The sequence below is a fragment of the candidate division KSB1 bacterium genome (assembly GCA_034506255.1).
Taxonomy (GTDB): Bacteria; Zhuqueibacterota; Zhuqueibacteria; order Zhuqueibacterales; family Zhuqueibacteraceae; genus Coneutiohabitans; species Coneutiohabitans thermophilus.
The window spans coordinates 291,795-305,175 of record JAPDPX010000001.1; the positions used below are offsets into that span (position 1 = coordinate 291,795).

The following is a 13,381-nucleotide window of genomic DNA, read 5'->3' on the forward strand; positions in this document are numbered from 1 at the left end:
GAACCAAAATTTTACAATTTACGTCTTGACTCGGAATTTTTTATTTCGTATCTTTGTTCAAATATTTAATAAATTGCTAAAATAATTATAGAGCTTGTCATGAAAGCACCAATTCTTTTTACCGGCGCCGTCTTTCTGTTGGCGGCGGGCTGTGTCAAATCGCCCAGCGCGTCGGATAACCGTCCACCCCAAATCACCCGTGTCGACGTTGCCAATCCAGTCATTCGCGTCGGCCAATCCACCACGATTACATGCCGCGCAATAGATCCCGACAATGATGAACTCACTTACAAATGGGAAACCGCGAATGGCTTGGGATACATTCTCGGCAGTGGCGCAACGGTGAGATACGCCACCTCAGCGTGTTGTTCCGGCGCCAATCAGATAAAAGTTACGGTCTCTGATCCCAAGAACGCAAGTGATAGCAAGCAAGTCAACGTGGATGTGACTCCTTAGAAAGCAGCCAACATGCGAACCGTATTCATATTTTTCTTCGCCGCCACAACGCTGTTTTGGACAGAGCACCTCGCCGCGCAAGGCTGCTGCACTGCTGGCTCGCCGTCGCTGGGCAGTTTGCAAACCGGCTTGCTCAGAAATCATCAACTCAGCTTTTCGGCAGCGTATGAATTTACCCGTTTGACGACGGCTTATCGAGGAACGCAAAAAATTCGTGACCCGCTTGGCCGCGAAGCCGAAGTCGGCAATCTTTCGGTGGAATTCGGCTACGGTTTGAGCGACCGTTTCTCTTTGCACCTCATCGGCAATTATTCCAACCGCCGCCGCGAAATCAATCTCAGCGATGGGGCTTCGTTTGTTTCGCAAGGTCGCGGATTCGGTGACTTGGTCGCCTTGCTCAAATTTGGCATCTGGCGGCTCGATCTTGCCAACCAACGCGAATTGGCGCTCGGTGTTGGCGTGAAAGCTCCCACCGGCCAATTTCGGCTGCGTGAAAACGGCGTCCGCCTTTCTTACGATTTGCAGCCGGGTACCGGCTCGTGGGACCCGCTCATTTGGCTTTACGCTTTCAAAGGCTTTTTGCCGCTGCGCTTCAATTTTTTCGGCAGCGCCACTTTGCGTTTTCCAATTGAAAATCCCGATGGCTATAAAATTGGCCGCGAGCTTTCTTATTTCGCCGGCGGCAGCTATCGCTGTTGTAATCCGCTTGATGTGCTTTTGCAAATTCGTGGCCGCCATACGAGCGAAGATCATTTTCAGGGCTTCGAATTGCCCAGCACCGGCGGCACTTGGTTATTCTTTGTGCCGGCGATCAATCTGAATTTGACCAACCAACTTGCGCTGCAGGTGCAATATCAGCAGCCGCTTTATTTTGACGTCAACGGCCAGCAGATGGCGCAAGACCGCACCGTGGCGCTGGCAGTATTTTACCACAGGTGAAAAAATGTCAAAGAACAATATCCCGATTTTCCAATTGTCAAAGTGAAAACCTATCAGGATTTTCTCAACGTTTATCATCGACTCGGCATCAAGATCACCGTCAATGGCACGTGGAATGCGCTCACGCAAATTGAGAAAACGGTGAAAGGCAAAGAGCACATCATCCGATTGTCGAGCCGTTAAACTTGAAAGAGATGATCGCGCACATTATGATGGCGGAGGTTTATGTTGCTTGTTAACATGGAAATTTTGAACGATAATTTACTCCGTTGTGTGCCTGTACACGTTTTGGCGAAATGGCAAAATTCTTTACAGCGCGAGCTGCTACTTAAGAAACGGGAAAAGCCGCTGGCTATTCTCTTTGCCGACATTGAAGGTTGCACGCGGCTCTGTGAAGATTTGCCGCCAAAAGAGATGAATGAGCTCATTGAGACCTATTTCTCTCGCTTCTTTGAAGTTGTTGAAGAATCTGGCGGAACGGTCAACGAGATCATGGGCGACGGCTTTATGGCCGTTTTTGAGGAGAATGATCTTCCCAAGAACATTCTCGCCGCCTCCGTTGCTGCATTGAATATTCAACGTCATGCCAATGAGCTGAACACACAAAGATCAAAAGAATATGAACCGGTTGTGGTCAACATCGGCATTCATGCCGGAATCGCCTTTGTCGGCTTCACAAAATTCCGAACTTCCGCTGGCGAACGCTGGACATACACGGCATCCGGTACGGTCAGCAATATTGCGGCGCGGCTGTGCGCCTTGGCAACGAACGGTGGAATTTTGGTGAGTGACGCCGTTGCCGAAATCATCAAAACCCGTTATGCCTTGCACCCGCTGGGCCAGCAGAAACTGAAAAACGTAAGTCAACCTGTGTTCGTTTTCAAAATTGAGCAATCGACAACTACAAACATTTAAACCTATCAAGGAGCAACTATGAAAATCATCATTTCCATCTTCGTGTTACTGGTTGCCGCCAGTTTGTTGTTCGCCGCTGGTGACAAAGAGAAAAAGACCGCGACGAAACTCGAGTTGAAAATCTCCGGCATGACTTGCGCTGATTGCGCATCGCACGTCGAAAAAGCCATTCGCCGTGACAAGAACGTTGCGGAGGCGCAAGTAAACTGGAAGGAAGGTCTCGCCGTCGTCCAATTCAAAGAGAAAGTCGAGGCCAACGCCAGCCTGCCGCTGTTTGCGGAATTGAAGAAGGCCGGTTACACGATGGAAGAAATCAAGGACGAAAGCGGCGCGCGATGGTCGATCAAGATGACCTGTTGCGGCCCGAACGTGTGCAAAATTGGCGAAAAGTAAATCAGACAAAGTTGGCGCAACAATTTTTTAGTTCAGTTGTCAAAGAACTGCATTCATTGAATGAACGCCGACCCGTAAATTTCGTTTGACGTTCTTTCTTTAACAACAGGCTTTGAAATGAAACCGGATGACCCATGAAAAAAATCCATGTCGAAGGAAAACTTTGCATCGGCCCGAATTTTTCCAAAGCCGAATTTGCTCTGATCAAACGCAATCTCGCCAGCCAAAAAGGCTTGGAAACTTTGGCCGATTTGCTGGCGGTGGCGGGCAATAGCCAGCGGTTGAAAATCTTGTATCTGTTGCACGCGCATCGCGAGATGTGCGTTTGCGATCTGGCCGAAGTGCTGGAGTTGACCGATTCCGCCGCTTCGCAGCATTTGCGCAAGCTCAAAGATAAAAATCTGGTCAAAACTCGGCGCGAAGGCCAAACCATTTTTTATTCGCTGGTGCCGAACGTTTTTACCGCTCATTTGGCAGATCTGTTTTCTCAAGATGAAACCAAAGAACGACACGCTTTCGTTTTGAATGAAAGGAGCTAATATATGCAAAAAACCGCTTTATCAACCGTTGGAAGTGTTGTGACCGCAATCTTTGCTTCACTTTGTTGTATTGGGCCAGCAGTTTTGGCGATTGTCGGCGCTGGAAGCCTCAGTGCTTTTGCCGCCTTTGAAAAATATCGTCTCTATTTCATCGGGATAACCGCCGTCTTGCTTGGTGCGGCTTTTTATCTCACCTACCGCAAGCGTCCCGACGAGTCGGGAAAATGCGAAGACGGCTCGTGCAAAATAGAAGGCGCGGGCAAATGGAACAAGATAGGCGTTTGGAGCGCGACAATTATTGCCGCTCTCGCTATAGCCTACCCTTATCTCGCCATGAAGCCATCCCCTGCAAACAACACCGCGTTTGCACCGAAAGCCAATGTGGTTTTGAAGATTGAGGGCATGACTTGCAACGCGTGTGCGACAAGAATACAAGACACACTTTCCGACATCAAAGGTGTGCATAGCGTGAGCGTGGAACAAGAAACAAAAAAAGCTCGCGTCGCCTATGACTCTTCGCTCGTCGCGCCAGACGTGCTTGTTAACCGTGTCAATGAAATCGGTTATACCGCCATGCTTTCTCAAAAAAAAGGAGAATAACATGAACTCCTGTTGCACACAGCCTCTCGACGTGATTGCCGCCGACAAGCATCACCATGAAGAAAGTTGTTGTCTCGTGACGGAGAAAACGCCCGCGCCGGCAAGAATGGAGTGTCCAGTTTCCGGAACGCTTTCACGCAAGATTCAACGCCGAACGCTGGAACATTTGCTGAAACCTGAGAAGCTTGGTTCCCTGCGTCATGTGCAATATTACTATTGCAAGGAACCCACCTGCAACGTGGTTTATTTCTCCAACGCGAATGTGCCTTTCTTTACTACAGATGATGTGGCGGTAAAAGTGTTTGTCAAAGATCAGGGTGACGACGTTCCTGTTTGCTACTGTTTCAATTGGACACGTGCTCGTATCAAACAAGAGATTAGAGAAACTGAAAAATCCACCGCTGCTATAGAAATTGCCCGCGAGATTAAAGCCGGTACCTGCGCCTGCGACATCAAAAATCCCAAGGGTGAATGCTGTTTGGGCGATGTCAATACATTTGTCAAAGAAGTGCTGGCTCATCCGCCGAAAAGGAGATCTGAATGATTTTAAAGAACGTGAAACGATTACTATTGGTCGCGCCGTTGCTGGGTCTTCTGGTTCTCGCAGCCGGATTTCTTTATATGAAAAGAGCGGTCAAGAGCTTTTCCTCGACGTACCGACGTTCGAACGAGAAACCCGAGAACTGCTCGAATAAATAAAGTGACGCTGAACACGCAACTCTAATCAAACAACCCCAAAACCATCATTCCGAAATCGCAACCAACTCTCCCGCAATATACTTCTCCATAAACTCGCTCTCATTATCCGGCGTAAATCCTGTTGTTGCGGGGAACCAAACGCCGATGCCGTTCATGCCGCCGTCTTCGGCTTTGGTGACGCGCACCAGCGTTTCCTTCGGCACGGTGTTGAGCGCGTGGTTGTCCGCCTCGCCGCCGAAGATGAAGCCCATCGTCGCTTTGGCCTTGTGAAAGAGGCTGTCGGTTTGGTGCATCGGCATGTGCCAGTTGCGCGTGATCGACTGCTGCGAGCCATAGCGCAGATTCGACTGATAGCCGGTGTTCTCCGACAGCGCGCGGCCATCGGGCCGCGTCTCATGCGCGCGTACGCTCTTTTCCGTGGCGATGAACGGCGCATGCTTCATCATCACAATGTTGTACGGATACGCGTGATTGTATTTCACGCGCAACATGCAGCGCGAGACGCGATAGAAAAACTCGTCCGGCTTCGCGCCGATGTAAGGCCGGTCCGCGGGATTGGCATCGACGTAAACGTAATCGCCGTCGTTGATGCCGAGATCGCGCGCCGCCTGCGGATTGATGTGAAGCTGATGCTCGCCCACGCTCGGCGCACGTTTGTCCAGCCGATACGGATCGCCGAAGTTGGAATCATACAGCATGTGCCAATCCACGTTCGACCAACTGCTGTGCACGCGATGCCGCGTCTTCGGCGTCAGGCAGTAGAATTGGAAACCCTTTTCCCAGAGAAAATTCTTCGTTGTCTTCACTTGACTCCACGGCATTTTGACATTGCGAATCGTGCGCTCGTCCCAATGCTGTGCTGTCAGCGGAATGCCGTAATCATCGGGACGAATGAATGGATTGGAGCTCACGATCACATTCGGCAAATACGGTGTGGCCTCCGGGCCTTCGCGATGCACGATGAAATTCTCGCCGTACTCGATGGCTTCGGGAATATCGGCATACGCGTGCAAGCGTCCTGTGTCGGTAAGGAACGGCTCGCTGTACTTGATCTGTTCGAAGAACGGAATGCGTGGATAGGTGCGGAACAACATCAGCGCGCCGCCGGGAGGGCCATACTTACCGGCCATGATGTCCGCAAGTTTGTATCCGGCGGTCGTCGTGCTCGTATCGAGCAGGCGCTGCAAATAAACGCTGCGTTTGCCTTCATATTCGAATTTGAAATAATCTTCGAAGCGTTTTTCGCCGGTGACCTTCGCCAAACTTTTTGCAATGCCGGCGAGAATCGTCAAATCATCCTTGCTGTCGAACACCGGCGGGATGCCGCCCTTCCAAATTTGCAAGAAGGGATTGGAGCAGCTCGCAGTGACTTCCAAATCTTCAAACTCCAGCCATGAGTTGGCAGGCAGCGCAAGATCGGCATATTCGATCGAAGCGGTCATCTGAATATCCAGCGAAACGATCATTTCGATATTCGGATTGACGTTCTTGATCATCTCGTATGCCCACTTGGCATTGTTGATGAGATTGACGTTGTTGAAGATCAACGCCTTCGTCGGCGTCGGCATGTGGCTGTTGCCGGTGAAATTTTTGCGGCCATATTTCGGCGTCTCCACGATCAACGCCTTGTCGCCGTGATTCCAATACGCCGGCTCTTCATCTTTCGTGTACGCATGCGTTTTGACCGCTTTGCCGGGTGCATTGGGATCGAGATTCGGCTCGAACGGGTCCTCGGCAACCCAGCCTTTGAAACCGGGGCCGGTCCACGGTGAGCCTTGAAAGAGCGCGGCTTTGTAATTGCCCGCCCACGTGTGGCAACCCGCGCCGGGCTTGCCGATGTTGCCCGTGAGCATCAGCGGCAAATACGCGGCGCGGTTCATCTCCGTCGCGTGGAACCAGTGATTGATGCCCTCGCCCTGATGAATCGCCACCGGCTTCATCGTCGCCATGTCCTGCGCCAATTGCGCGATGAGATTTTTCGGTGCTTGGGTGATCTCAGCAACGGTATCGAGAACGTAATCTTTCAGATGCACTTGATAGAGTGTCCACAGCGTGGCGACTTCGACTTCCTTGCCGTCGACGAGTTTGATTTTGAACGTGCCGTCCAACACCGGATCGATGCCTTTTCTCTCCAGCGTTTCACCGACATCATCTCGCGTCACCGCCACGGCTTTGTTCGTTTTCGCATCCCACACCACGTAGTCGCCGAGCTTGTCATGCTGCTCTTTGGTGAAGCCCTGAATTTTCATCGAGGGGCCGTCGGGCTTGAGATCGCTTTGATAATTCGGAAAAACTTCGGCAGCGCGCAGGCGTTTGAGATTGTCTTTGCGCACCAGCAGCGGCAGATCGGTGAATTGTTTGATGAATTTTTCGTCGTACCATTTGTTGTCGACCATGATTTTGGTGACGCCGAGCCACAGCGCGGCATCGGTGGCCGGGCGAATGGGAATCCAATAATCGGCCTTCGTTGACGGCGGGCCATATTCCGGTGCAATCACCACGATCTTCGCGCCACGCTCCATGCACTCGATGAACCAGTGCGAATCGGTGAGCTTGTTCTCCACCAAATTCTTGCCGTCCATGATGATCAGCTTGGAGAAGCGCAGGTCGTTGAAATCACAATCGGAGGTTTGCAAGCCATGCACCCAGGGATGGCCGGGGGCTTGATCGCCGTGCCAGGTGTAATTCGACCAGTTGCGTCCGGCGAGCGCCTTGTCCGGCCCGACGCCGCGGATCTTGGCATCGAGCAGCGCGAGCGAATTATTCAAACGGTACATACCGTATTTGCCGAGCACACCCAAGAGGCCCATGCCGCCGCGCATCTTCACGCAACGCGTGCCGGCGCCTTGCGTGGCTTCGACCATCTCCGGCTGATAGCCTTGGCTGAGCAAACGCTTTTTGCCCTCTTCGCCGCTGTAGCGCGTGGAAATAGCGACGAGCGCTTTGGCAATATTGTCAAACGCATCTTCCCAGGAAATTTGTACAAACTCATCATCACCGCGACTGTCGAATTTATATTTCGATTTTAATTCCGGCGTGAGCGCGGGAAATCCGGCATCGGCCCAGGCTTTCCAGCCTTTGCGTACGATGGGATGCTTCAAACGATACGGCCCGTAAATGACGCGATGAAACGTGTAGCCCTTGGCGCACTGGCGCGGGTTCCAATTGTTGGTCGCGTGATTGCCGTAAATGTCGCTGTAGTTTTGATAATCATAGGTCGCGCCCAGCCGCGTGACAATGCCGTTGCGCACATACGCGCGCACGCGGCAGGCATGCGTATCGTTTGGCGAGCACACCCAGTCGAACCACGAATCGTATTTGTACTGATCACGATAAATTTTTTCCCAATTGCGATCGATTTGGCCGGCGAGGGGATTTTGCTCCGGATCCGCCGTGGCGAGCAGATTGAGTGGCAGCCCCATGTTGAGAACGGTAGTTCCCGCGCCAACGCCCAGCCAGCGCAGAAAGGCGCGGCGGTTCATGGTGCCAAAGTCTTTGAAGTTTTGGTCGGACATAAGGCTTCTCCTCGTTGCTCCTACTCCTACTCATACTCGCATTCAAAACTGATAAAGGCGAGTAAGAGTACAAGTAGGAGTGAGAGAATGATAGGATTTACTTGGCTATGATTAGATCCTGCCAGATCGTCACCGACTTCTTCCCATCGCGATCGCCCGCGTGGCCGTTCCACACCGCAAACGCCACGCGCAACGTTTGGCCGGGAACAAAATCGAGCGTGCTGATCTTCGCGCTAGCGCTGCCGGCTTTGACGTTACCCACGCTGCCTTTGAACGCGCGGCGGAAAATGACGCGATATGTGCCGATGTCATAGGCGCCTTTGGCGGTCACGGTTTGATCTGGAAGCGGATGCGCCTTGAGCGTGCCGAAACCCTGCGCGTAGAGCGCTTCGGCGGCGCTTTCGCGCGTGGGATTGGAGACAATGTTGCCCGCGCCCCAGCCGGTGATGAACGTGGGATCGGATTCCATGGTTAGGGCATGCCGCGTCGGTTGCTCGAGCGCGGAGCGCATCAAATTTGGATAGGAGTCGATGCCGATGTTCGGATAAACTTTGTCGAGGTCTTGAAACGCTGCTTCCATATCCGCCTGCCGCTCGGCTTTCCACATCCAAATGTTGACGAAACGGCCTTTCTCACCCATGCCGAAAAACGGCGGATCGGGATCGAGTGTAAAGGCCACTGCCGCGGCGTCGCGAAAGTCCTGCACGCGCATCGCGGTTTTGTCGTTGGTATCATCGTACCACATCAAGCGCAGCGCCAGCTCTTTGCCATTGTGCAAGGCTTGCACCGTTAAGATTTCCGGGCGATCATTGCGCCACCACAGCGGCATCATGTGCAGGTTCACGCTCGGCGCATCGCGCCATACGCTCGCATCGGGGTGGTCGGGAATCTGCGCCACGCGCTTGGCTACAATCAAAAACTTTTTCATCTCGACACGCTCGCGCTGCTCGGGGCTCGACATCGACAGAATGAAATGCGTCAAGTCCCACGCGTCGGTACCATACGCCCAATCGCTCATCGGCATCGGCGTGCCGGGAAGTCCGGCAACGATGCGGCGATAGATTTCCTGTGGCTCGGGAATGCCTTTGAAGACACCGACGGTCAAATCACGTGGACGGGTGAGATAGCCCTCGCTGTCGAACTGTTCTTGTACGCCGTCGCCTTTGCCTTTCTCACCATGACAGGAGGCGCAAGCATCACGGAAAAATTCTTGCGCGCGTGTGGCTGCCTCGGCCGTGTACGGTGGCTCTGGCGGAACTTTGATGACACCGGTGCCGCCCTCACTCTCGGCGGTATTCGGTTGAATGGGATTTTGCGCAAAAGTTTTGATATAATGCACGAGTCCCCAGCGCGTCTCTTCCGGCAAATGCGCCCACGAGGGCATGGCCGAACCGGGAATGCCGCGCGAGATTGTCGTGTAAAGATCGACATCGGTGGGTTGCCTCTCCCATGTGGAAACGAGACGATACTGTGCGGCCACGAAATCTCGGGGCTTGGGATAGAGCAAGTATGCGGCCTCGCCCTGGCCGCGGCCATCGACGCCGTGGCATGGGGCGCATTCTTTGGTGTAGGTTTTCTTTCCGAGGGCGAGCAGTTCAGAGGAGGACGGAAGCATCCGGGAGGGGCGGAGGCGCGGCAGCGGGGAGGCGGCAGGTTCCCGGAAGGCCTGGGCGGAGCTGTCAGCCGGCCAGGCGCAGAGTTCCCACAGCAGCAACAGGACAATGAACTGGCGCAGAGGCATGGCGTATCCTTTCCCGCCGGAGGCAAGATCCCGGCGATGGAGGTGGAAAGAGGTAGTCGCCCGGCGACAAATAGTGGACTTTTTATCCTTTTTTGACGCTGGCGGAAATATAAGCCTCTTTTTTCCATAGTCAAGCACTTTTTCGGATTTTTTTATCTTATTTATTGCCAATGCCGTTCAGATGTGTTATATTGCGCATGTCAGGCCTGCGAAAGCCGCGATATTCCCCAACTGGAAGAATTCAACCAAGGAGATGCTCTCATGCCTGTTCTATTCAGCCGTGCCTGTGAATATGCCCTACGAGCATTGTTTGAAATGGCACGCCAGGAGGAGCAGGAATCGTGGACCGTTCAGGATCTGGCGCAGCGCACGCACACGCCGGCTCCCTTTCTGGCCAAGACGTTTCAATCTCTGGTGAAGGGTGACATCCTGACCTCCACCAAGGGGCGGAGCGGCGGCTTTGCGTTTGCGCGACCGCCCGCCCAAATCAGACTGATGGATGTCGTGGATCTCATTGACGGCCCGGCGCTGGTGGAGAACTGCGCACTTGGCTTGCCCGCCTGCGGCGATTGCAATCCATGCCCTTTCCATGATCATTGGAAGGAGATCCGTTCCGCCATCGTCAACACTCTTCGGAGCGAGACTCTCGCCAGCAGTTCCCTGATGAAGAAATCCGGTACGCGGCCAGGCAGAAAGCCCGCCAAAACACGGCTTGCACTTTCCAAATCGCGCATTTCGCCATAACTGCAGTCTTCGCAGTTCTGCGAAAATTTACCGGCACAATTTGCAGGATTGCAAAAAGGGCGCCTGCCTCACGCCCGGGCGGTGATAAGCCGTCCTGTAAAAACAAGATATAAAAGTCTTGTTTTCTGGCGCAACATTTGTACGACCCAGTATAACCAAAAATCGGATATTTATGTCTGAAAAATACGCCGTCACGCTTCCCGGTCTGGCTTTTTGGCAGGAACAGGTGCCGTGCCAGATCGGCTGCCCGATTCACACCGATGCCGGGCGCTATGTTCAGCTTATCGCCGAACAACGCTACCGCGAGGCCTATCTCACCGCGCGCTCGCCCAATCCTTTTGCCAGCATTTGCGGCCGCGTGTGCGCCGCGCCCTGTGAAGACCGCTGCCGTCGTGGCAGGATCGACGCCCCGGTGAGCATTCGCGCCCTCAAACGTTTTGTCACGGAAAAGTTCGGCGTCGAGTCGCTTGCGCCGGATACCCAGGACGACTTGTTCGCAGGCGGTGCAGAGGCCGGCAATAAATGGCGCTGGCATCTGCCGGTGCAGATTCAGACACGCAAGCAGGTCGCGCCGAACAAAAAAGTTGCGGTCATCGGCTCCGGTCCCGCCGGTCTGGCCTGCGCACATGATCTGGCGATGATGGGCTATCGTGTCACCATCTTTGAAGCCACCGCGCAGGCGGGTGGCATGCTGCGGCATGGCATCCCCGAGTATCGCCTCTCGCGCAGCCTGATCGACAAGGAGATCGAAAAGATCAGAAGCCTGGGTGCGGAGATCCGTTACAATACGCCGCTCAACGAGCAATTCGGCATTGCCGAGCTGAAGCAACAGGGCTACGAAGCCGTTTTTCTGTCCGTCGGAACACAAAGAGGCCGTGACCTCAACATTGAAGGCGTGCATCTCGACGGGGTGATCAAAGCCATCGACTACCTCATCAACATCAACAACGGCTATCGCATCAATCTCGGCAGGCGGGTGCTGGTTATTGGCGGCGGTTTTGTGGCCTTCGATGCGGCGCGCATGGCCTTGCGCAGCGAGCCGGAGGCCGGGCTGGAGTCCATCCATACCGCGGTGGATGCGGCACGCACCGCCATGCGGTCTGGCGCCACAGAAGTGCACATTGCCAGTCTGGAATCATTTGCCGAGATGCCCGTATTGCGCACCGCGCAAGGGCACGAAGAATTCGAAGAAGCGCAACGCGAAGGCATCATCTTTCATCCGCAGCGCGGGCCCAAACGCTTCCTTGGCGAGAACGGCAAAGTCACAGCGGTGGAGTTCATCGGTGTCAAGCGGACCTATGACGAAAACGGACGTTTCGATCCGCAATATGACCCTACTCGCTCCGAAATTTTCGCGACCGATTCGGTCATTCTCGCCATCGGCCAGCAGGCCGATCTGTCCTTTCTTAAACCTTCTGATGGCATCGCGCTGACCCCGGGAAACTTCATCAAGGTCGATCCTCAGACTCTGGCCACCACGGCAGCAGGTGTCTATGCCGGCGGTGACGTGGCCTTCGGGCCGCGCAACATTATCGACGCCATTGCCAACGGCAAGCGCGCCGCGCTGTCGATCGATGAATACCTACGCGGCGTCCGGCTCACGACTTTCTACCACCTCTCCATTGAAAAGATTCCGACCCGGCGTTTCACCCGTCCGGAGAATTTTGAACAGCACCGCCGGGAAGCACCGCCCACCATTGACCTGCAGCGCCGCACCGGGATTTCCGAAGTCGAAACCGGCTACAACGAGGAGCAGGCACGGCGTCAGGCGGAGCGCTGCCTGGCCTGCCACATTCAGACGATCTACGATGCCAAGAAATGTGTCTTGTGCAACCGCTGCGTCGACATCTGTCCGGAATATTGCCTGAAACTCGTGCCATTCGAACAACTCGATCTCGACCCGGAAACCCGGTCCACGTTGCTCGAACACTACCAGCTTGATCCCTTTCAGCCGGTGGCAGCCATGCTGAAAGACGACGAGACCTGTATTCGCTGCGGTTTGTGTGCCATTCGCTGCCCCACCGACGCCATGACGATGGAAGTGTTCTACTACGAGGAAAAAGAGGCTGCTTGAGACCGGCGCCCGCGATTGACGCGTGCGCTGGCGGCCGCGCGCCCGCAAAGTTGGAATGAGGAAGGTGTGGAGTAAGAGTAAGCGTAAGAGTAAGAGTTGGAGTAAAAAAGTAGAAGTGCAACCCAACGGCATCAATCACTTTTGGTGATATCTACTTCTCTCTGAGGCGTGATGATATGAAGCTCTTGCAGAAGAAAAAATCACCCCCCACGGCAGCCGGGCATGGTCAGCCGGAGACGCGGCGTGCCTTTCTGCAGAAACTCGGGTTGGGCAGCATGCTGGCGGGCCTGGCGGGTTTTGGCTGGCAGTCCTTTCGTGCGCTTATTCCCAATGTCTTGTATGAGCCGCCGCAGAAGCTCAAGATCGGCTTGCCTGCCCAGCTTGCCGAGGGTGTGACTTTTTTCGAAGACGAACGGCTGTACGTGTTCAAGGAGGGGAGGACGTTTTATGCCATCTCGGCGGCGTGCACACACCTCGGCTGCACGGTGAAATATACCAGGCTGAATCAGCCCAAGCAGGTGGAAATCGGCGGTGAGAAGAAAACCGTGCCATTTGAGTTTCACTGCCCCTGCCACGGTTCAAAGTTCTATGCCGAGGGTACGAACTACGCCGGGCCGGCACCGCGGCCCTTGCAGTGGTACAAGCTGGAAGTTTCACCGGATGACGGCCAGCTCGTGGTCGATATGGGCAGTGAAGTCGGGCAGAATTTCCGGCTGACCGTATGAGCGGACGGTCGTGGCAACGCCCTCCGATGCCACAGGCCTGC

Annotated in this window: 13 protein-coding genes; 11 read left to right on the forward strand and 2 right to left on the reverse strand. The window is 54.2% G+C overall.

All coding sequences use genetic code 11. The features are described 5' to 3' along the window. The first annotated feature begins 99 nt into the window (after positions 1 to 99). The 8 genes from ONB52_01190 (at position 100) to ONB52_01225 (ending at position 4,386) form a co-directional block, all read left to right on the forward strand. Positions 100 to 456 (forward strand): hypothetical protein, encoded by a 357-nt coding sequence (locus ONB52_01190; GenBank protein ID MDZ7414755.1) that lies wholly within the window; start codon positions 100 to 102, stop codon positions 454 to 456. Positions 457 to 468: 12 nt separating this feature from the next. Next, positions 469 to 1,395, forward strand: a complete 927-nt coding sequence (locus tag ONB52_01195; protein ID MDZ7414756.1) for a hypothetical protein — start codon at positions 469 to 471, stop codon at positions 1,393 to 1,395. 42 nt (positions 1,396 to 1,437) lie between these two features. Beyond that, positions 1,438 to 1,578 (forward strand): hypothetical protein, encoded by a 141-nt coding sequence (locus ONB52_01200; protein MDZ7414757.1) that lies wholly within the window; start codon positions 1,438 to 1,440, stop codon positions 1,576 to 1,578. Positions 1,579 to 1,620: 42 nt separating this feature from the next. Next, on the forward strand, positions 1,621 to 2,310 hold the full coding sequence (locus ONB52_01205; protein MDZ7414758.1) for an adenylate/guanylate cyclase domain-containing protein: 690 nt from the start codon (positions 1,621 to 1,623) through the stop codon (positions 2,308 to 2,310). Between the two features lie 18 nt (positions 2,311 to 2,328). Further along, positions 2,329 to 2,703 carry a cation transporter gene (locus ONB52_01210; protein ID MDZ7414759.1) on the forward strand — a complete coding sequence of 125 codons (375 nt, stop codon included), beginning with the start codon at positions 2,329 to 2,331 and terminating at the stop codon, positions 2,701 to 2,703. Between the two features lie 134 nt (positions 2,704 to 2,837). Then, a complete protein-coding gene (locus tag ONB52_01215; protein MDZ7414760.1) occupies positions 2,838 to 3,242 on the forward strand; it encodes a metalloregulator ArsR/SmtB family transcription factor in 405 nt (134 codons plus the stop codon). A 3-nt stretch (positions 3,243 to 3,245) separates the two neighbouring features. Next, the gene (locus ONB52_01220) at positions 3,246 to 3,842 is read left to right on the forward strand and encodes a mercuric transporter MerT family protein (protein MDZ7414761.1); all 597 of its coding nucleotides are present in this window, start codon (positions 3,246 to 3,248) and stop codon (positions 3,840 to 3,842) included. A 1-nt stretch (position 3,843) separates the two neighbouring features. After that, positions 3,844 to 4,386 (forward strand): (2Fe-2S)-binding protein, encoded by a 543-nt coding sequence (locus ONB52_01225; protein MDZ7414762.1) that lies wholly within the window; start codon positions 3,844 to 3,846, stop codon positions 4,384 to 4,386. Between the two features lie 199 nt (positions 4,387 to 4,585). Here ONB52_01225 and ONB52_01230 read toward each other — a convergent pair whose 3' ends face one another. Continuing rightward, on the reverse strand, positions 4,586 to 8,056 hold the full coding sequence (locus ONB52_01230; GenBank protein MDZ7414763.1) for a molybdopterin-dependent oxidoreductase: 3,471 nt from the start codon (positions 8,054 to 8,056) through the stop codon (positions 4,586 to 4,588). A gap of 97 nt (positions 8,057 to 8,153) precedes the next feature. Beyond that, complete coding sequence (locus ONB52_01235; GenBank protein ID MDZ7414764.1) at positions 8,154 to 9,797, reverse strand: ethylbenzene dehydrogenase-related protein; 1,644 nt, start codon at positions 9,795 to 9,797, stop codon at positions 8,154 to 8,156. A gap of 261 nt (positions 9,798 to 10,058) precedes the next feature. Here ONB52_01235 and ONB52_01240 point away from each other — a divergent pair, with 261 nt between their 5' ends. From ONB52_01240 to ONB52_01250, 3 genes are all read left to right on the forward strand, one after another. Continuing rightward, complete coding sequence (locus tag ONB52_01240; GenBank protein ID MDZ7414765.1) at positions 10,059 to 10,541, forward strand: Rrf2 family transcriptional regulator; 483 nt, start codon at positions 10,059 to 10,061, stop codon at positions 10,539 to 10,541. 172 nt (positions 10,542 to 10,713) lie between these two features. Next, positions 10,714 to 12,615 carry an FAD-dependent oxidoreductase gene (locus ONB52_01245; protein ID MDZ7414766.1) on the forward strand — a complete coding sequence of 634 codons (1,902 nt, stop codon included), beginning with the start codon at positions 10,714 to 10,716 and terminating at the stop codon, positions 12,613 to 12,615. 176 nt (positions 12,616 to 12,791) lie between these two features. Next, the gene (locus ONB52_01250; protein MDZ7414767.1) at positions 12,792 to 13,340 is read left to right on the forward strand and encodes a ubiquinol-cytochrome c reductase iron-sulfur subunit; all 549 of its coding nucleotides are present in this window, start codon (positions 12,792 to 12,794) and stop codon (positions 13,338 to 13,340) included. Positions 13,341 to 13,381: the final 41 nt, after the last annotated feature.